General features: G+C 60.4%; 16 protein-coding genes. 6 read left to right on the top strand and 10 right to left on the bottom strand.

Annotation, left to right across the window (positions count from 1 at the left end; genetic code table 11):
• Positions 1-415 precede the first annotated feature (415 nt).
• Both glpQ and glpT read right to left on the bottom strand, forming a co-directional pair.
• Positions 416-1,486 (bottom strand): glycerophosphodiester phosphodiesterase, encoded by a 1,071-nt coding sequence (glpQ, locus tag KHQ24_RS19820; protein WP_004201693.1) that lies wholly within the window; start codon positions 1,484-1,486, stop codon positions 416-418.
• Positions 1,487-1,495: 9 nt separating this feature from the next.
• A complete protein-coding gene (glpT, locus tag KHQ24_RS19815; RefSeq protein ID WP_004201695.1) occupies positions 1,496-2,842 on the bottom strand; it encodes a glycerol-3-phosphate transporter in 1,347 nt (448 codons plus the stop codon).
• A 272-nt stretch (positions 2,843-3,114) separates the two neighbouring features.
• Between glpT and glpA the strand changes: the two genes are divergently transcribed.
• Genes glpA through glpC form a run of 3 tightly spaced genes read left to right on the top strand, consistent with a single transcriptional unit; the run spans position 3,115 to position 7,161 of the window.
• On the top strand, positions 3,115-4,737 hold the full coding sequence (glpA, locus tag KHQ24_RS19810; protein WP_004201696.1) for an anaerobic glycerol-3-phosphate dehydrogenase subunit A: 1,623 nt from the start codon (positions 3,115-3,117) through the stop codon (positions 4,735-4,737).
• Positions 4,727-5,986, top strand: coding sequence for a glycerol-3-phosphate dehydrogenase subunit GlpB (gene glpB / locus KHQ24_RS19805; RefSeq protein ID WP_065878329.1), 1,260 nt, complete (start codon positions 4,727-4,729; stop codon positions 5,984-5,986). The genes glpA and glpB overlap by 11 nt, the downstream gene beginning before the upstream one ends.
• Positions 5,983-7,161, top strand: a complete 1,179-nt coding sequence (gene glpC, locus KHQ24_RS19800) for an anaerobic glycerol-3-phosphate dehydrogenase subunit GlpC (RefSeq protein ID WP_211777426.1) — start codon at positions 5,983-5,985, stop codon at positions 7,159-7,161. The genes glpB and glpC overlap by 4 nt, the downstream gene beginning before the upstream one ends.
• A 21-nt stretch (positions 7,162-7,182) precedes the next feature.
• Here the strand turns inward: glpC and yfaU are convergent, their stop codons facing one another.
• From yfaU to KHQ24_RS19770, 6 genes are all read right to left on the bottom strand, one after another.
• The gene (yfaU, locus tag KHQ24_RS19795; RefSeq protein WP_194007360.1) at positions 7,183-7,986 is read right to left on the bottom strand and encodes a 2-keto-3-deoxy-L-rhamnonate aldolase; all 804 of its coding nucleotides are present in this window, start codon (positions 7,984-7,986) and stop codon (positions 7,183-7,185) included.
• A gap of 14 nt (positions 7,987-8,000) precedes the next feature.
• Positions 8,001-9,290, bottom strand: a complete 1,290-nt coding sequence (locus KHQ24_RS19790; protein WP_004201705.1) for an MFS transporter — start codon at positions 9,288-9,290, stop codon at positions 8,001-8,003.
• 41 nt (positions 9,291-9,331) lie between these two features.
• Entirely contained in the window at positions 9,332-10,537 is a 1,206-nt protein-coding gene (rhmD, locus tag KHQ24_RS19785) for an L-rhamnonate dehydratase (RefSeq protein ID WP_017899291.1), read from the bottom strand.
• Positions 10,538-10,547: 10 nt separating this feature from the next.
• Entirely contained in the window at positions 10,548-11,333 is a 786-nt protein-coding gene (locus tag KHQ24_RS19780) for an IclR family transcriptional regulator (protein ID WP_048325206.1), read from the bottom strand.
• A 203-nt stretch (positions 11,334-11,536) separates the two neighbouring features.
• On the bottom strand, positions 11,537-12,733 hold the full coding sequence (locus KHQ24_RS19775) for a nicotinamide mononucleotide deamidase-related protein YfaY (protein ID WP_048325207.1): 1,197 nt from the start codon (positions 12,731-12,733) through the stop codon (positions 11,537-11,539).
• A gap of 102 nt (positions 12,734-12,835) precedes the next feature.
• Complete coding sequence (locus KHQ24_RS19770; RefSeq protein ID WP_211777425.1) at positions 12,836-13,378, bottom strand: YfaZ family outer membrane protein; 543 nt, start codon at positions 13,376-13,378, stop codon at positions 12,836-12,838.
• A gap of 414 nt (positions 13,379-13,792) precedes the next feature.
• On the opposite strand from KHQ24_RS19770, the gene nudI reads away from it, so the two are divergent.
• A complete protein-coding gene (gene nudI, locus KHQ24_RS19765; RefSeq protein WP_017899287.1) occupies positions 13,793-14,218 on the top strand; it encodes a nucleoside triphosphatase NudI in 426 nt (141 codons plus the stop codon).
• On the opposite strand, the gene KHQ24_RS19760 is transcribed toward nudI, so the two are convergent.
• Entirely contained in the window at positions 14,210-15,616 is a 1,407-nt protein-coding gene (locus KHQ24_RS19760; RefSeq protein ID WP_004201716.1) for a HAMP domain-containing histidine kinase, read from the bottom strand. The two genes, nudI and KHQ24_RS19760, sit on opposite strands and share 9 nt — an antisense overlap.
• The gene (gene tctD, locus KHQ24_RS19755; protein ID WP_004201723.1) at positions 15,603-16,280 is read right to left on the bottom strand and encodes a transcriptional regulator TctD; all 678 of its coding nucleotides are present in this window, start codon (positions 16,278-16,280) and stop codon (positions 15,603-15,605) included. The genes KHQ24_RS19760 and tctD overlap by 14 nt, the downstream gene beginning before the upstream one ends.
• Positions 16,281-16,413: 133 nt before the next feature.
• Between tctD and KHQ24_RS19750 the strand changes: the two genes are divergently transcribed.
• Together KHQ24_RS19750 and KHQ24_RS19745 are read left to right on the top strand one after the other, a co-directional pair.
• A complete protein-coding gene (locus KHQ24_RS19750; RefSeq protein WP_017899284.1) occupies positions 16,414-17,394 on the top strand; it encodes a Bug family tripartite tricarboxylate transporter substrate binding protein in 981 nt (326 codons plus the stop codon).
• 15 nt (positions 17,395-17,409) lie between these two features.
• A complete protein-coding gene (locus KHQ24_RS19745) occupies positions 17,410-17,841 on the top strand; it encodes a tripartite tricarboxylate transporter TctB family protein (protein WP_004201725.1) in 432 nt (143 codons plus the stop codon).
• Positions 17,842-17,849 lie beyond the last annotated feature (8 nt).

Genomic DNA, 17,849 nt, shown 5'->3' with positions numbered 1-17,849 from the left:
CCGTTTACGTACTGCCGCCCTGGGCTGCTGAAACTGACGGTGTTGACGGCCTCAAAATCGCTGAGACGTTCCCGGAAGGCCGGAGCAGCCCGCATGGATGCGGGCTGAGGGCCGTGTTTTGCTTGGATGCTGCCTCGGCCCGATCCGAAGCCTGCAGGGATAAGTCGAAGGGACCGCGCAGCGGCGATTTTGCTGGCCGGAGCCCGGGGGTACAGGGGGAGGCGGCGACTGGCCTCCCCCTGTGCGCTCCCTGCGCTATGAAAGGCATAACGCAGAAGAAATATCGGGAGCGCAATCTTCCAGGAAATATCATAGAACAAACGTTATTCCCGGGTCGAAATCGTTGCACGCCGAGAACCGTGTCAACAAAACCGCAGTTCGTACGCCGGGTAAGGCGCAACCGCCACCCGGCTTTTTAGCGTTTCGCGTCCAGGAACTGCACCGCTTTATCCGGGAAATCGGTAAACAAGCCGTCGACGCCCGCCTGGTTATACAGCAGGTCATAGAGCTGATTAACGTTAGTCGCGTACTCCGGCAACTGATCCGCGCGCACGGTGTACGGATGCACCTGCAGATGGCTGGCGTGCGCCTCTTTCACCATCGCCGTCAACTTCACCGCCCCCGGCTTTGAGCCTTCCGCCACCAGCATATGGTAATCCGGACCAATGCCGTCGGCGTATTGTGCAATCTGCGCCATGGCCCCCGGCTTGAACATCCAGTCATAGCTGTAGTTCACCCATTGGCCATCGGCCTGTTTCTGCTGGGTTTCATTCCAGTCGGTATAGGCGATGAGCTGCACCAGATTAAGATCCATGCCCATCTTCGGCTCCAGTTCATTTTTAATGCGCTTCAGCTCGTTGGCGTCAAAGCACTGCAGATAGACCTTATCCTGCTTGCTGGTATAGCCATATTCTTTCAGCACTTTCAGGGTGCTGGCAGCAATATCTTTGCCTTCCTGATGGTGGAACCACGGCGCTTTGATTTCCGGGTAAATACCGATGTTTTTGCCGGTGGAATGATTCAGCCCCTGGACAAACTCAATCTCCTCTTCAAAGGTATGAATGCGGAAATCGGATTTGCCCATCGGGAAACGCCCGGGGTAGGTTTGCACGTTCTTGCCATCTTTCGGCTCAAAGCCTTCGGTAAACTTCAGCGACTTAATCTCGGCCAGGGTAAAGTCGATGGCGTAGAAACGGCCATCTTGACGCGCCCGCTGCGGGAAGCGCTGGGCGACGTCGGTCACCCGGTCGAGATAATGGTCGTGCAACACCACCAGCCGGTCGTCTTTGGTCATCACCAGGTCTTGCTCAAGGTAATCCGCCCCCTGCGCGTAGGCCATCGCTTTCGCCGGCAGGGTATGTTCGGGCAGATAACCGCTGGCGCCCCGGTGGGCGATAACCATTTTATCCGCCGCTGTCGCGCTGAAGCACAGCGCCGAACTGGCCAACATCATGCCGCTCATTAGCGTGGTGAGTTTCATGTTCATCGCCGCTCCTTAGGCTTGTTTCAGCTGTTGATGATGACGGCGTTCACCGAGCATCACGATAACCAGCAGGACGACCGCCAGCACACTGCCGCCGATCATTACCATAAAGCCGCCGTCCCAGCCGAAGAAATCGACGGTGTAGCCGACGATGGCGCTCGCGGCCACGGAGCCGCCGAGATAACCGAACAGACCGGTGAAGCCTGCCGCGGTGCCGGCAGCTTTCTTCGGCGCCAGCTCCAGCGCATGCAGACCAATCAGCATCACCGGGCCGTAGATCAGGAAGCCGATAATAATCATACAGGCCATATCCACGCCCGGGTTACCCGCCGGGTTCAGCCAGTACACGATGGTAGCGATGGTCACCAGGGTCATAAAGAACACGCCGGTGGCGCCGCGGTTGCCTTTAAACACCTTATCCGACATCCAGCCGCACAGCAGGGTGCCCGGGATCCCCGCGTACTCGTACAGGAAGTAGGCCCAGGAGGATTTATCCAGCGCGAAGTGCTTCACCTCTTTCAGGTAGGTCGGCGACCAGTCGAGAATGCCGTAGCGCAGCAGATAAACGAAGACGTTGGCGACCGCGATGTACCACAGCAGCTTGTTCGGCAGAATGTACTGCATAAAGATCTGCTTCGCCGTCAGCTCTTGTTCATGCTCTTCGCTGTAATCGTCCGGGTAGTCATTTTTATATTCTTCGATTGGCGGCAGGCCGCAGGATTGCGGAGTATCGCGCATCATCGCAAAGGCGAAAATCGCCAGCAGGATAGCGGCGAACGCCGGCATATAGAGCGCCGCGTGCCAGTCGTTAAACCAGGCCATACCCAACAGGAACAACAGCGGCGGGATCCCGCCGCCGACGTTATGCGCGCAGTTCCACACTGAAACAATTCCGCCACGCTCTTTCTGCGACCACCAGTGGACCATGGTACGGCCGCACGGCGGCCAGCCCATCCCCTGGAACCAGCCGCAGAGGAACAGCAGCACGAACATGATCATGATGCTCGAGGTGGCCCACGGTACGAAGCCCATCACCAGCATCACCAGCGCGGCGAGGATCAGCCCCGCCGGCAGGAAAATGCGCGGATTCGAACGGTCAGAGACCGATCCCATGATGAATTTCGAAAATCCGTAGGCAATGGAGATGCCGGAAAGGGCGAAACCGAGGTCGCCGCGGGAGAAACCCTGCTCGATAAGATAGGGCATCGCCAGGGCAAAGTTCTTACGAACCAGATAGTAAGCGGCATAACCAAAGAAGATGCCGATAAAAATCTGCCAGCGTAACCGACGATAGAGCGGGTCGATCTCCGCGGCTGGCAAACGCGCTTTATGCGCGGCGGGTTTAAAAATACTTAACATATCAGCCTCCGTGGCCCTTGCTGTTTTTTACTAACGTCACGACAACAATCCCAGATTAATCACTAACTTCGAATCTGGCCGCGATGGTAGGCAATACGTAGAGCTGATACTGTGAAACATCGCACAATTTGTTACAGAAATATGACAAAAGGTTCCAATGTGAGCACGAAATCACATAACACGCTCAAATAACGCGCGAATATGCTCGAAATCAAACAATAACCTTATAGACTGTGGCTAAATGGTGTTAAACGAAAGCAAAGGAGCTGAAGATGACGGGACGTCTGGATAGCGAGGTTATTATCATCGGCGGCGGAGCAACCGGCGCCGGTATCGCCCGCGATTGCGCCCGGCGCGGATTACGCACACTGCTCATTGAGCGTCATGATATCGCCACCGGGGCCACCGGCCGTAATCATGGGCTGCTGCACAGCGGCGCCCGCTATGCGGTGACTGACAACGAATCCGCCCGCGAATGCATCAGTGAGAACCGCATCCTGCGCCGTATCGCCCGTCACTGTATCGAACCAGCCGGCGGTCTGTTCATAACCCTGCCTGAAGACGATCTGGCATATCAGCAGACCTTTATCGCCGCCTGCCAGCAGGCTGGCATAGAGGCCACGCCGCTCTCTGCGCAGGAGGCGCTGCGCCGCGAGCCCGCCGTCAACCCGGCGCTGCTGGGGGCGGTGCAGGTTCCGGACGGCACCATTGACCCGTTTCGCCTCACCGCGGCCAATATGCTCGACGCCCGCGAACACGGCGCGCAGATCCTCACCGGCTGCGAAGTCACTGGCCTGCTGCGCCAGGGCGATCGCGTCTGCGGCGTCCAGGTATACGACAGTCAGCTTCACCAGGCCCGCACGCTGTACGCCGGGGTAGTGGTTAATGCCGCCGGGATCTGGGGGCAGCGCATTGCGGAATATGCCGACCTGCGCATCACCATGTTCCCGGCGAAGGGATCGCTGTTGATCCTCGACCACCGGATTAACAACCTGGTGATCAACCGCTGCCGTAAGCCGGCCGATGCCGATATTCTGGTGCCCGGGGATACCATCTCGCTGATCGGCACCACCTCGATGCATATTCCTTATGACGAAATTGACGACAACCGGGTCACGACCGCGGAAGTCGATACCCTGCTGCGCGAAGGCGAAAAGCTGGCGCCGGTCATGGGCCGCACCCGGATCCTCCGCGCCTACTCCGGCGTCCGCCCGCTGGTGGCCAGCGACAACGATCCCAGCGGACGCAGCGTCAGCCGCGGCATCGTCCTGCTCGACCATGCTCAGCGTGACGGCATGGAAGGCTTCATTACCATCACCGGCGGCAAGCTGATGACCTATCGCCTGATGGCCGAGTGGGCCACCGACGCCGTCTGTCGTAAGCTGGGCAACACCACCCCCTGTACCACGGCCGAGAGCCCGCTGCCCGGCTCACAGGAGCCGACGGAAAGCACCCTGCGAAAAATTATCTCCCTGCCTGGCCCGCTGCGCGGCTCTGCCGTCTACCGCCATGGCGATCGCACTCCGGCCTGGCTTGGCGACAGCCGCCAGCACCGTAGCCTGGTCTGCGAATGCGAAGCCGTCACCGCTGGTGAAGTGAAATACGCGGTGGAAAATCTGGCGGTCAACACCCTGCTCGACCTGCGCCGCCGTACCCGGATTGGCATGGGGACCTGCCAGGGGGAACTCTGCGCCTGCCGCGCCGCCGGGCTGCTGCAGCGCTTTAACGTCACCACCCCCGCGCAGTCGTTGGCCCAGCTGTCGGCGTTTCTCAATGAACGCTGGAAGGGCGTGCAGCCCATCGCCTGGGGCGACGCGCTGCGCGAAAGCGAATTCACCCGCTGGGTCTACCTCGGCCTGTGCGGACTGCCACAGGAGCATCAGGATGAAATTTGACTGCGCGATTATCGGCGGCGGACTGGCCGGTCTGCTGTGCGGCCTGACGCTGAATCAGTCCGGCCTGCGCAGCGTTATCATCAGCCGCGGGCAAAGCGCGCTGCATTTTTCCTCCGCGTCGTTAGATCTGCTCTCGGCGCTGCCGAACGGCGATAACGTCACTGACCTCGCGCAAGGTCTGCAGCAGCTCGCTGAACTGCTTCCTGAGCACCCTTATTCCCGGCTCGGTGCCGGGGCGGTGCTCGAATACGCTAAACAGACTGAAGCCCTGCTGACCGCCTGCGGGGCGGTGATGCAGGGCGACGCGCACCACCCGCACCGGCGAGTAACGCCGCTGGGGACGCTGCGCGCGGCGTGGCTATCGCCGCAGGAGGTGCCTGTCGCGCCACTCCCCCGACAAGGGGTCTGCCTGGTGGGGATCAGCGGCTTTGCCGATTTTCAGCCGCATCTCGCCGCCGCCGCGCTCGGGCAAACCGGCGTTACCGCCGTGGCGGCGGAAATCGAGTTACCGCTGCTGGATGTGTTGCGTGACAACCCCACCGAATTTCGCGCCGCCAATATCGCCCGCCTCCTCGACGATGAAAACCACTGGCCTGCCCTGCACGCGGCGCTGCTGCCCCTGGCGCAGCAGCATGAGCTGCTGATCATGCCCGCCTGCTTTGGTCTCGCCGACGATCGCCTGTACCACTGGCTGCAGGCGCGCCTGCCCTGCCCGCTGCGTCTGCTGCCGACGCTGCCGCCTTCGGTTCCCGGGATGCGCCTGCACAGTCTGCTGCAGCGGCAGTTTATTCGCGGCGGCGGCACCTGGCTTGCCGGCGATGAAGTGGTGAACATCAGCCATCGACAGGGCGCCGTCGAGGCCGTCTGGACGCGAAATCACGGCGATATTGCGCTGCGTCCGCGTTTTACCGTGCTGGCCAGCGGCAGCTTTTTCAGTAACGGTCTTGTCGCCACGCGGGAGAGCGTGCGCGAACCCATTCTTGGTCTCGATCTGCAACAGACCCTGCCGCGCGACGACTGGTACCAGCGGGACTTCTTTGCCTCCCAGCCGTGGCAGCGCTTCGGGGTGAAAACCGATGCCCTGCTGCGTCCCCTGCTGGGCGGGCAGCCGTTCAGCAATCTGTTCGCCATCGGTTCGCTGCTCGGCGGGTTCGATGCCATTCAGCTCGGCTGCGGCGGCGGGGTCTGTGCCGTCACCGCGCTGCACGCCGCCAGACAGATCCACGCTCTTGCCGGAGGCCGGCCATGAACGATACCCGTTTTGAAAGCTGCATTAAGTGCACGGTCTGTACCACCACCTGTCCGGTAAGCCGGGTCAATCCGCGTTATCCCGGGCCGAAACAGGCGGGGCCGGATGGCGAACGCCTCCGCCTGAAGGATGGCGCGCTTTACGATGAGGCGCTCAAGTACTGCATCAACTGCAAGCGCTGTGAGGTGGCCTGCCCGTCGGATGTGAAAATTGGCGATATCATTCAACGCGCCCAGGCACAGTACGGCCAGCAAAAGCCGACCCTGCGCGACGCCATCCTCAGCCATACCGACCTGATGGGCACCCTTTCCACCCCCTTTGCCCCACTGGTTAATGCCACCACCGGCTTAAAACCGGTACGCCGCCTGCTCGACGCAGCGCTCCATATCGATCATCGCCGCACGCTGCCGAAATATGGCTTCGGTACCTTCCGCCGCGCTTACCGCCAGCTCGCGGCCCACCAGACGCAGTACCCTGAGCAGGTGGCCTTCTTTCATGGTTGCTACGTCAACTATAACCACCCGCAGCTGGGCAAGGACCTGATTCGCGTCGTCAATGCGCTGGGCACCGGCGTGCAGTTGTTATCAAGGGAAAAATGCTGCGGCGTGCCGCTGATCGCCAACGGCTTTTTTGACAAAGCACGTAAGCAGGCGCTGAGCAACGTCGCCGCGATGCGGGAAAACGCGCTGCCGATCATTGCCACCTCTTCGACCTGCACCTTTACCCTGCGCGATGAATACCCTCACCTCCTGGATGTTGACAACAGCGATCTCCGCGACCGGGTGGAACTGGCCACTCGCTGGATCTGGAAACAACTGGATAGTGGCAAAACGCTACCGCTGCGCCGGCTGCCGCTGAAGGTGGTCTATCACACGCCGTGCCATATGGAGAAAATGGGCTGGTCGCTGTATACCCTCGAACTGCTGCGGCTGATCCCCGGCCTGCAGCTGGAGGTGCTGGATTCCCAGTGCTGCGGCATCGCCGGCACCTACGGGTTTAAGACTGAGAATTACGCGGTATCCCAGGCTATCGGCGCCCCGCTGTTCCGTCAGATTGAGGAGAGCGGAGCCGACATCGTCGTCACCGACTGCGAGACCTGCAAATGGCAGATAGAAATGTCCACCAGCAAACGCTGCGAACATCCGCTGACGGTGCTGGCGCAGGCGCTCGCCTGAGTCCGGCGCCAGCCTGCGCCGTCAATAGCTCGCTTTCCCCTGCGGCTGAGCGCTGGCGGATTTAAACATCGCCAGCCGGCGGTCCAGCGCCTCGGTGTAGAGCATGGTATCGACCCCGACGGCGACGAAATTGGCCCCCCAGGCGAGACATTTTTCCGCCATCGCCGGGTCGACCGCCAGAAATCCGGCCGCTTTTCCCGCCGTGCGAATGCGCCGGATGCTCTGCTCAATCACCCGCTGCACGTCAGGATGGCCGGCATCGTCCGGGTGCCCCAGCGAAGCGGAGAGATCCGCCGGACCGATAAATACGCCGTCAATGCCCTCCACCTCGAGGATAGCGTCCAGATTTTCCAGCGCGGTTCGGCTCTCTACCTGAATCAGCAGACAGAGCTCGTCATTCGCCTCCGCCATATAATTCTCCACTCTGCCCCAGCGCGCCGCCCGGGCCACGCCGGCGCCCACGCCGCGGCTACCGACGGGAGGATAACGGGTTGCCGAGACGACTTCCCGCGCCTGCTCGGCGGTATCGACCATCGGCACCAGCAACGTTCTGGCGCCAATATCCAGCACCTGTTTTATCAGACAGCGGCTGCCCTCCACCGGTCGGATCACCGGCTGACTGGCATAGGGAGCGATGGCCTGGAGCTGATGATAAAGGTCCTGAATGGTGTTCGGGGCATGCTCGCCGTCGATCAGCAGCCAGTCGTATCCCGAAGTTGCAGCGATCTCCGCCATATAGGAGGAGGTCGAGCTCAGCCACAGGCCAATTTGCGTCTCACCGCGTAATAATCCACGTTTGAAGGGGTTAGATAACAGTGCGTTCATAGCGATTCCTTTAATCAATGCTGTACGCTGCCGCGCTGAGGAACCGCGCGGGTGAGGCTTAATGAGAAGATGATGATCACCCCGACGATGGCCACGCCGGCCAGGGTTAACAGTCCGGCGGCGCTGCTGGCGAACAGCGTTTCGGCCTGCACGCGAACGATTGGCGCCAGAAAGCCGCCGATGGCGCCAAACAGGTTAACGAAGCCAATCCCGGCGGCCAGCGCCGTGCCGGAGAGCAGCTGCGTCGGCATCGTCCAGAAGACCGGCTGCACGGCAATCACCCCAACCGCCGCCACGCACAGCGCGATGATAGCCAGCACCGGCGCCACCAGCCCGGAAACCGCAATCCCGACCGCTGCCGCCAGCAGCGTCAGCGCGGCAATATTGCGCCGCTCGCCGGTGCGATCGGAGTAGCGAGGGATAAGCCAGGTGCCGAACAGCGCCGCCACCCATGGGATAGCCGTCACCACCGACGCAATGAAGCCGACTTTGGTGCCCAACAGCGCGGCGACTTGAGTAGGCAGGAAGAAAATCAGGCCATAGACCGCCACCTGAATGGTCATGTAAATCAGCGCCAGCTGCCAGACCCGCCCGTTACGCAGCGCATCGGACAGGCGCGAGGTGACCTTTTTCTCCTCCTCTCGCGCCAGCTCGCCGATCAGCGCCTGTTTCTCCGCAGCGCTCAGGAAGCGGGCATGCTGCGGCGAATCGTCCAGCCAGAAGAAGGTGAACGCTCCCGCGGCGACGGCAAGCAGGCCTTCAATCACAAACATCCAGAACCAGCCGGGATGGCCCATAAACCCATGCATCTCCAGCAGCGCGCCGGATAAAGGCGAACCGAGCGTCAGCGCCAGCGGCGCCCCCATATAAAAAAGCCCCATAATGCTGGCGCGGTTTTGCTGGGGAAACCACTGTGAAGTGAGGTAGATCATGCCGGGGAAGAAGCCCGCCTCCGCCGCGCCCAGCAGGGTGCGTACCAGCAGGAATTTCGCTTCCGTATCCGCCCACGCCATCGCCGCCGACAGCACGCCCCACAGCAGCGTGGTGCAGCCGATCCATTTTCTGGCGCCGAATTTGCGCATCAGCAGGTTGGCCGGTACCCCGAGAAAGGCATAGACCACAAAGAAAATCCCCGCCCCCAGCGCATAGGCTTCGTTGCTGAGGCCCGTATCCAGCTGGTAGGTCTCTTTGGCGAAACCGATATTCGAACGGTCAAGAAACGCCAGCACGTACAGCGCCAGCATAAAGGGGATTAAGCGGGCGCGGTTTTTCTTCACCACGCTCTCCAGCAGAGTGTTGCTCATCATAATATCCTCAGGCGTGGGCCGCCGGGCGGCCCGGGGGATCAGTGTTGATAAGGACGTTTCAGGTTGCAGTCGCGATTGAGCTCGACGCCAAAGCCGGGTTTATCCAGGACCGATTTATGAATGCGCCCCCTCTCAGGCACCGGCTCGCCGAGCAGGATCGGGTCGAACTGCGGACGCAGCGTGGCGCAGTCCGGACTGGTCATCAGAAACTCGCTGAACGGCGTGTTGGTGAAGGTGATCACCGCATGATGTGAGTACACCGACGAGCCGTGCGGCACCACCAGCTGCCCGCGCGCTTTAGCAATAGCCGCTATCTCCACCAGCGTGGTTAAGCCGCCGCACCAGCCGACGTCGGGCTGCATAATATCAATCCCGGTCTCCGACAGGGTGCGGAAGGACTGCAGGGTGCCGTGGTGCTCGCCGCTGGTCACCATCATCCCGGCGGGCGCCTGGCGCTTCAGCTCGCGATAGCCTTCATACTGCTGCGGCGGCAGGCACTCTTCGATCCACTTAAGGTTGTAAGGGGCGCAGGCATGGGCAAGTTTGGTGGCATAGTTAACGTCCTGGCTCATCCAGCAGTCCAGCATTAACCAGAAATCCGGGCCGCATTTTTCGCGCATGTCCGCCACCATGGCGACGTCTTTGCGGATCCCGGCGTCGCCATCGTGCGGCCCCCAGTGGGTGGGCATTTTGCCGCCGATAAAGCCCATCTCCTGCGCCAGATCCGGACGAGCGCCGGTAGCATAGAACTGGATTTCGTCACGCACCGCTCCGCCCAGCAGTTTGTAGACCGGCAGGCCAACCACTTTCCCGAACAGATCCCACAGCGCGAGGTCGACACAGGAGATAGTGTTCATCACCAGACCGCCGGATCCTGCGTAGTAGAGGGTGGCGTTAAGCATCTGGTCATGGATCAGTTTGATATCGCTGACGCATTTGCCTTCGATAAAGCGGTTGAGATGTTTCTCCACGATAAAGCAGCCCATCTCTCCGGCCGTCGACACGGCAAAGCCGGTCTGCCCGTTGTCAGCCTCCACTTCCACAATCAGCGTGCCCAGCACGTTGATGCCAAACGACTGGCGGGACTGCTCATACTGTTTATATTTGCTCATCGGGGTAGCGATATGATCGTCAATCCAGTGGTTAGCCCCCTGATCGTGGTAATCGCCGCCGCCGGCGCCCTGCTCTGCCGTGGCGCCGCCGGTAAACCAGGCACGGACGTGTTTAATTTTCGGTAGGGTCATGGTGTTCTCCTTATGATGAGGCGAGTTGTTCGAAGGGGCTTTTCCACCCCAGCAGTCGTGAAATATCTTTCGCGCAGGCAATCGCCTTACCGGCCAGATAATCGCGATTGTCTTCATTGATTTGCAGACGGGTGCCCACCACCGAGATGGCGGCGGTCAGGTCGTTATTGGCGTTAAAAACCGGGGCGGCCACGCAGCGCACGTCCGGGTAGTCCTCGCCATTATCAAAGCTCCAGCCCCGGGCGCGGATCCGCCGCAGCTCCTCCCGCAGCTGTTGAGCATTGCTGATGGTCGTTGGCGTAGCCCGCTCCCACTGCAATTCATCGATAATGGATGCCTGAACCCCGGCGGGCTGCCAGGCCAGCAAACATTTGCCGATCCCGGAGCGGTAAAGCGACAGGCTCTTTCCTTCGTGCGAACGCACGCTAATGGTGGCGGGTGATTCAATTTTCAGAATGTAGTAGGCGTTACCGTGATCGATAATGCCCAGATGGCAGAGCAGGCCGCACTCATCCATCAGCCGGGTCAGGCGTGGCCGCGCCAGCTCGCGCAGGTCCATTTTGCTTAGCGCCTGCCCGGCCAGCTCCACCAGTTTGGTCCACAGGCAGTAGTTATCCTGATTATCCATACTGATGAAGCGCTGCTTTTTCAGCTCGCCCAGCAGCAGATAAACCGTGCTTTTCGGGATCCCCAGCTCCGCTATTATCGTCGCCGCGCTGCAGGGTCCGATGCGGCCAATTAAATTGAGGATCTCAATCGCGCGGGTCAGCGCCGGGACTTTCGTTGATTCCAACATACTGGACTCCAATCCTGAATACTGGAATCAGTGTTGCGGTTGTCCGGGCGGTAAAGTGTGAGCGACATCGCGGGGCAATCGCTTTCCCGTATGCTGGACCGTTCGCAGCGGAAAATTGCGACTTAACGCACAGAATTTTTTCAGGAGAGTACAACAGGCTGGACAACCGGCGCCAGGGAGAAGCCCGTGCGCCGGGAAACGACTTACAGCGAGAGGGAATCCACCACGTTAATCCAGCCATGTTCGCTGGCCAGCGGTTGGCCATTCAGCCAGCGACGCAGCAGGTTTAATGCCATCATGGCGCAGACTTCCTGACGTACCGCCAGGCTGTGGCGGGTGACGCTGAACTTCACCCGCAGCGCGAAGGTGCCGTCCGGGGTGGCCAGGGCCACGTTAAGATGATCGTTCTCCTGGCCGCTCACCGCCAGGGCCAGGCCGGCAAAATGGTTTATGCGCCGCTCGGCCGCCCAGCGGGCCGCCTGCGCCAGCGTCTCCTCCTGCGCCGGGACCACTTCGCTGGCCAGCAGCGGCGCGCCGGCGCGGGACAGCTGGAGCGCCAGCAGACCGCCGGTAAACTGCTCGCTGAGCGTCAGGCTCAGCTGCCGCTCCTGCAGGCAGCGTGCAATCTGCGCCGGTAACCCTTCAGTGCCTTCGAAAATCAGGCTGTCGCCAGCCACTTTACGCACTTCCGGCCACAGAGCCAGCATGGCGTCACGCTGCTCAGCCGGTCCGGTCAGCTTCAGCTCAATGATCGGCATCGACGAGCGGTAGCCCATCACGACGCCAGGCGGTAACGTCAGCGGATTGAGGCTTTGCGCCAGCTCGCTCTCCGAGCGGCCAAAGGTGGTCAGACGCAGGCATACCGGCGGCTCCGGCAGCGTAAAGCGCTGGCGCAGACGCGGTAAAATCTCCTGCTCGACCATCACTTTAAATTCAGAGGGTACGCCGGGGGTGAAAAACATCAGGCAGCGATTGAGCTGGATGGCAAAGCCGCAGGCCGTGCCCACCGGGTTATTGATCATCTCGGCGCTGGCGGGGATTTCCGCCTGCTTACGGTTGCTTTCAGCCATCGGCCGCCCGCGTTCAGCAAAGAAGCGGGTCATGGTATCCAGCCACTCCGGATGCAAAATAAGTCCTTCGCCTTTCGCGGTGGCCGCGGCCAGCGCGCTCAGGTCGTCGCTGGTGGGGCCGAGGCCGCCATTGACGATCAGCACATCCGCCTGTTCGCTGCGTTCGCGCAGAATCGCCACCAGCGCATCGAGATCGTCGCCGACGGTATGACGGCGCGTTAATGGTAAACCCTGATTAAAAAAGAAATCCGCCAGCCATGCTGCATTGGTGTCAACGATTTGACCATGCAACACTTCATCGCCAGTGGACAGCATTTCCACATTCAACATTGCTCACTCCTTGCCTGCCAGGTGGCAAATACTATAACGCAAAGCGGGAGGCTGACGAGGAGGAAAATCTGGCGCGGCAAGAAGAGACCGCGCCGGAGGAGATTAGAAGCTGGCGCTGGCGCCGATGTACGGGCCGTCGGCGATGGTGTTATCACGGTTGCCATCTTTACCCGCCAGGTTCAGATAGCGATAGCCCGCCTGGATGCTGAGCGGACGCATAATGGTCCAGCTGGCGCCGACGTTGGCTTCCTGATAGCTGTCAATGCCGCTGGAGAGGGAATCCGGAGAGTAGTAGTAGTCGCCATACAGACGGAAGCTGTCGCCGATTTTCCACTGCAGGCCGCCGCCGACCGCTGCCGCATAGCCTTCATCACCCTGTTTCGGGTTGGTGTATACCCCTTTACCACCCACGGTCGCGAGGAACGGCCCCAGCGGAATATTCAGACCCAGGCCTAAACCCGCGGCGTCGCCGTCGTTATCGCTGTGCAACCAGCTACCCGAAACAGCCAGACCGGTGGACTCGGTGCCGAAGCCGACCCCAAGGTTGGTGTAATGCTCGCCTGCTTCGCCGGTAACGCTGATCGCATGGGCCGCCGAAGAAACCAGCATGACGCCAGCCAGCGCCATAAAAATGCTTTTTTTCATTATTTACTCTATCCAGAAAATTAAAATCAAAGAAGTCCCGAAAAAACCCGAAAATTCTACTGCGCACTCGTCAGGAATCAATGACCTGGCGAAATGATTTTTCACAAGAGTGTAACCAGTTGCGTCTTTTTACGGCATCGGACGTTGCCGGTGCGGGGCGTCGGGAATTCAGCGTCATTCATATTGATGTTTAATATGATTTACGCCAAATACATTGACGTTAAAAGGGGCACACCGCACGATCGGCGCGGCGAGGGGGAATTCGTCGCCCTTTCCATGGCGGTGCTCCATACGGTTATTTTCGCTTAACGTAGCACTCGACAAGGCCAGGGCTTTATTTCTGTTGCGATTTACCGAGGCGGCTCGCAAACTGTTTCATCAGCCTACCGCCCTATCCCCTGAAGGAGAAAAACCATGCGTCAAAGGACGATTGTTTGCCCGCTAATCCAAAATGATGGCCATTACCTGTTGTGCAAGATGGCTGCCGACCGCGGCGTTTTTCCCGGACAATGGGCCTTATCCGGCGGCGGCGTGGAGCCGGGGGAACGTCTTGAAGAGGCGCTGCGCCGGGAAATCCGCGAAGAGCTCGGCGAAAAACTCATCCTTACCCATATTGCGCCGTGGAGCTTCCGCGATGATACCCGCGTTAAAACTTACCCCGACGGGCGCCAGGAAGCGATCTATATGATCTATCTGATCTTCGACTGCGTCAGCGCCAATCGTGACGTGACGATCAACGAGGAGTTTGACGATTACGCCTGGGTGAAAGCGGATGAGCTTAAAAACTACGATCTCAACGCCGCCACCCGCCTGACCCTGAGCATGAAGGGGCTACTCTGACGCCACGGTCGGCAGGCGCAGCGTCGCCTTCAGTCCGCCCAGGCTTTCGCTGCGCGAAAGCTGCAGGTGGCTACGATGCAGACGCGCGATATCGTTTACCAGCGCCAGCCCCAGCCCGGCACCGGGTATCGCGCCCGCGTTATCGAGGCGGCGAAACGGCATCAGCGCCTGGTGTACCTGCTGGTCGTCAATTCCCGGGCCGCTGTCTTCCACGCTGAGCAGCACGGCGTCGCCGTCGCGATGCAGGCTAAGCGTGACCGTACCATATTCCGGGGTATAGCGAATGGCATTGTCGAGCAGGTTAGCGCACAGTTCCCCCAGCAGAACGCTATCGCCTGCCACCTGTACCGCCGACTGCTCGCCCTCATAGCCAAGATCGATATGTTTGCTCCGCGCTTGCGCAATACGCGAAAAGCAGCTGTTGCGCACAATTTCCGGCAAGTTAATCACCGCAAACGCCTGCTCCCGCTGTTTTACCGTCGCCAGCTGCAGCAACCGCTCCGTTAACAAGACCGTATCGTCCAGCGTGGCGCGCATCGCCTGCAGGCTTTCGCGCCACAGTTGCGGATCGTCGCTGGCCAGCGCAACCGAAGCCTGCGTTTTCAGCACCGCCAGCGGCGTTTTCAGCTGATGGGAAGCATCGGCGCTGAAGCGCTCCTGACGGGAGATCATCACCCGCAGGCGGTCGATATAGCGGTTGAACGCGACAATCAGCAGCCGCGTTTCTGACCAGGGCAGCAGCTCCGGCAGCGGCGTCAGCAGGCCGGGTTCACGGCGCACCATCAGCGCGGAGAGCTGGCGCATGGGCCGCAGCACGCGGCGCAGCAGCCAGGCTGCCAGCACCAGCGTCAACAGGACCAGTAACCCCTGCGACACCCAGGATGAAAAGAGTAACTGTCCAGCCAGCCAGCGGCGGGACTGCAGCGTTTCGGCAATATAGATCTCCGCCATGCCCACGATCCCCCCTTCGTTGATGGGCTGCAGCAGGCGCGCCACGCGAATTGCCTGACCGCGATATTCGGTATGATAAAACCATGCCAGCGCCGGATAGAGCTGAGTTCGCGAGGTGGAGGGCGGCATCGCGGGTAGATCGTCATAGCCGGAAATGACCTTCCCCTGCGGGTCAAGCACCTTGTAATAGAGGCGATCGTTCATGTTGAGCTCGAAGCTGTCCAGCACCACCCAGGGCACATTCACCTCCAGTTGTCCTCCGCGCACCACCAACCGCTCGGCCACCGTCCGCGCTGACGACAGCAGGGTACGATCGTAAGCTTGCGTCGCCGCCTGCAGCGCGCTGACGTAGCTATTAAACGCGGAGAGTCCCCACAGCAGGACCAGCGGCAGGCCGAGAAACAGCAACAGTTGGGCATAGAGCGATTGCGGCTTACCCCATCTCATGGCGCTCGCACTCAAGCAGATAGCCTAACCCGCGCAGGGTGGTTATACGCACATTGCTCGCCTGAAGTTTCTTGCGCAGACGGTGAATATAGAGTTCGATGCTTTCCGGACTGACGTCGTCGCTGAGACTGAACACCTGTTCGAATAACTGCTGGCGCGAAACCGGGCGGGTGCGGCGAAACATCAGCACCTTCAATAACGCCAGCTCGCGCGGCGTCAAAGACAGCATCTGGCCACGGAGTAAAAAATAGCCTTCGTCACAATACGCCAGCTCACCAAGCTGCTGCACCTCATGCACCTGCCCTTCGCTGCGCCGGAGCAGCGCCCGCAGGCGGGCGTCGAGCTCTTCCAGCTCAAAGGGCTTGGGTAAATAGTCATCCGCGCCGGCATTTAAACCTTTCACCCGGTCCGCTACCGCGCTGCGGGCGGTCAGCAACAGCACCGGCAGAGTCTGCCCGCGCTTGCGCAGCCGCTGGACCACTTCAAGGCCATCGTACCCCGGCATACCGATATCCAGCACCGCCAGCGCATATTGCTCGCTTTGCAGCAGATGGTCGGCCGCACGCCCGTCAGCGACGCAATCCACGGCAAAACCGCCCTGCACCAGCGCTTTTTCCAGCCAGTGAGCCAGCTCACGGTTATCCTCGGCTAATAAGAGACGCATATCACATCCTGTAACGTTGCTGCCGCATTGAAAGGGAAATGAAAGGTAACTGTTTTAACAATCATGCAACCGAATCGCCATATGTCGGTTCACATAATCAAAAAAACCTGCCCTGTACCTGCTGAGGAAGCCTATGAAAACGCCATTTCTCCGTCATCTGAGCGCCATCGCGCTGTGCCTCTGTACCACATCCGCCTTCGCCGCGGAGGCCCCGTCCCGCACCGAATGTATCGCGCCTGCTAAACCGGGCGGCGGCTTTGACCTGACCTGTAAGCTGATTCAGGTGAGCCTGATGGAAACCGGCGCCATCGAAAAACCGATGCGCGTCACCTATATGCCCGGCGGCGTGGGCGCGGTGGCCTACAACGCCATTGTCGCCCAGCGCCCGGCAGAGCCGGGGACCGTCGTCGCCTTCTCCGGCGGCTCGCTGCTAAACCTGTCGCAGGGTAAATTCGGCCGTTACAGCGTCGATGACGTGCGCTGGCTGGCGAGCGTCGGCACCGACTACGGCATGATCGCCGTGCGCGCCGATTCGCCATGGAAAGATCTGAAATCGTTTATGACCGCGATGGAGAAAAACCCCTCCAGTATCGTGATTGGCGCCGGGGCCTCCATCGGCAGTCAGGACTGGATGAAAGCGGCGCTGCTGGCGCAAAAAGCCAACGTCGACCCGCATAAAATGCGCTATGTCGCCTTTGAAGGCGGCGGCGAGCCGGTGACCGCGCTGCTCGGTAACCATGTGCAGGCAGTCTCCGGCGATCTCAGCGAGATGGTGCCCTATCTGCAGGGCAATAAAATCCGCGTGCTGGCGGTCTTCTCCAGTGAACGGCTGCCGGGGGCGCTCGCCGATGTCCCCACTGCAAAAGAGCAGGGCTACGACCTGGTCTGGCCGATTATTCGCGGCTTCTTTATGGGCCCGAAAGTCAGCGACGCCGAGTACCAGTGGTGGGTCGATGAATTCACTAAACTGCAGCAAACCGAAGCGTTCAAAAAGCAACGTGAACTGCGCGGCCTGTTTGAATTCAATATGAACGGCAAGGCGCTCGATACCTACGTTAAGCAGCAGGTCAGCGACTACCGCGAACAGGCGAAAGCCTTTGGCCTGGCAAAATAAACCGCGGAGGCGCTCATGAGCGATCGTATTTTTGCCGGAGTATGGCTGTTGTTATGTACTGGCGGTCTGTTTATCGCCTGGCAGATCCATAGCGAATACTCCTATGAACCCGTCGGCCCGCGCCCCTTCCCGCTCGGGATCATCGGCCTGATGCTGCTGTGCTCGGCGTTAATGCTGTTGCGTCGCCCGGACGCCGTCGAGTGGCCGGGACGGCATGTGCTGCAGCGTCTGCTGACCATGGTCGTGGTGCTGGTGGTGTACGCCTGGGGGTTTGAATGGCTCGGTTTTCCGTTGGCCACCGCGCTGCTGACGGCGATCATTGGTCTGCTGTTCGGCGCGACGCTGCCGGCGGCGGGCATTGCCGGCGTCGCGATGGGCGTGTCGTTATGGTACGCCTTCGACACCCTGCTCGATGTCACCCTGCCCCTCGGCATCTGGTTTAATTAACGGAGGCG

Source organism: Klebsiella sp. 54, assembly GCF_018223875.1.
In the GTDB taxonomy this organism is placed as follows: Bacteria; Pseudomonadota; Gammaproteobacteria; order Enterobacterales; family Enterobacteriaceae; genus Klebsiella; species Klebsiella quasipneumoniae.
This window is presented reverse-complemented; position numbering and strand designations above follow the sequence as displayed.

Bases quoted from the DNA above. Each gene is read 5' to 3' on its own strand.
- glpQ (WP_004201693.1), bottom strand. From the start codon at position 1,486: ATGAACATGAAACTCACCACGCTAATGAGCGGCATGATGTTGGCCAGT.
- glpT (WP_004201695.1), bottom strand. From the start codon at position 2,842: ATGTTAAGTATTTTTAAACCCGCCGCGCATAAAGCGCGTTTGCCAGCC.
- glpA (WP_004201696.1), top strand. From the start codon at position 3,115: ATGACGGGACGTCTGGATAGCGAGGTTATTATCATCGGCGGCGGAGCA.
- glpB (WP_065878329.1), top strand. From the start codon at position 4,727: ATGAAATTTGACTGCGCGATTATCGGCGGCGGACTGGCCGGTCTGCTG.
- glpC (WP_211777426.1), top strand. From the start codon at position 5,983: ATGAACGATACCCGTTTTGAAAGCTGCATTAAGTGCACGGTCTGTACC.
- yfaU (WP_194007360.1), bottom strand. From the start codon at position 7,986: ATGAACGCACTGTTATCTAACCCCTTCAAACGTGGATTATTACGCGGT.
- KHQ24_RS19790 (WP_004201705.1), bottom strand. From the start codon at position 9,290: ATGAGCAACACTCTGCTGGAGAGCGTGGTGAAGAAAAACCGCGCCCGC.
- rhmD (WP_017899291.1), bottom strand. From the start codon at position 10,537: ATGACCCTACCGAAAATTAAACACGTCCGTGCCTGGTTTACCGGCGGC.
- KHQ24_RS19780 (WP_048325206.1), bottom strand. From the start codon at position 11,333: ATGTTGGAATCAACGAAAGTCCCGGCGCTGACCCGCGCGATTGAGATC.
- KHQ24_RS19775 (WP_048325207.1), bottom strand. From the start codon at position 12,733: ATGTTGAATGTGGAAATGCTGTCCACTGGCGATGAAGTGTTGCATGGT.
- KHQ24_RS19770 (WP_211777425.1), bottom strand. From the start codon at position 13,378: ATGAAAAAAAGCATTTTTATGGCGCTGGCTGGCGTCATGCTGGTTTCT.
- nudI (WP_017899287.1), top strand. From the start codon at position 13,793: ATGCGTCAAAGGACGATTGTTTGCCCGCTAATCCAAAATGATGGCCAT.
- KHQ24_RS19760 (WP_004201716.1), bottom strand. From the start codon at position 15,616: ATGAGATGGGGTAAGCCGCAATCGCTCTATGCCCAACTGTTGCTGTTT.
- tctD (WP_004201723.1), bottom strand. From the start codon at position 16,280: ATGCGTCTCTTATTAGCCGAGGATAACCGTGAGCTGGCTCACTGGCTG.
- KHQ24_RS19750 (WP_017899284.1), top strand. From the start codon at position 16,414: ATGAAAACGCCATTTCTCCGTCATCTGAGCGCCATCGCGCTGTGCCTC.
- KHQ24_RS19745 (WP_004201725.1), top strand. From the start codon at position 17,410: ATGAGCGATCGTATTTTTGCCGGAGTATGGCTGTTGTTATGTACTGGC.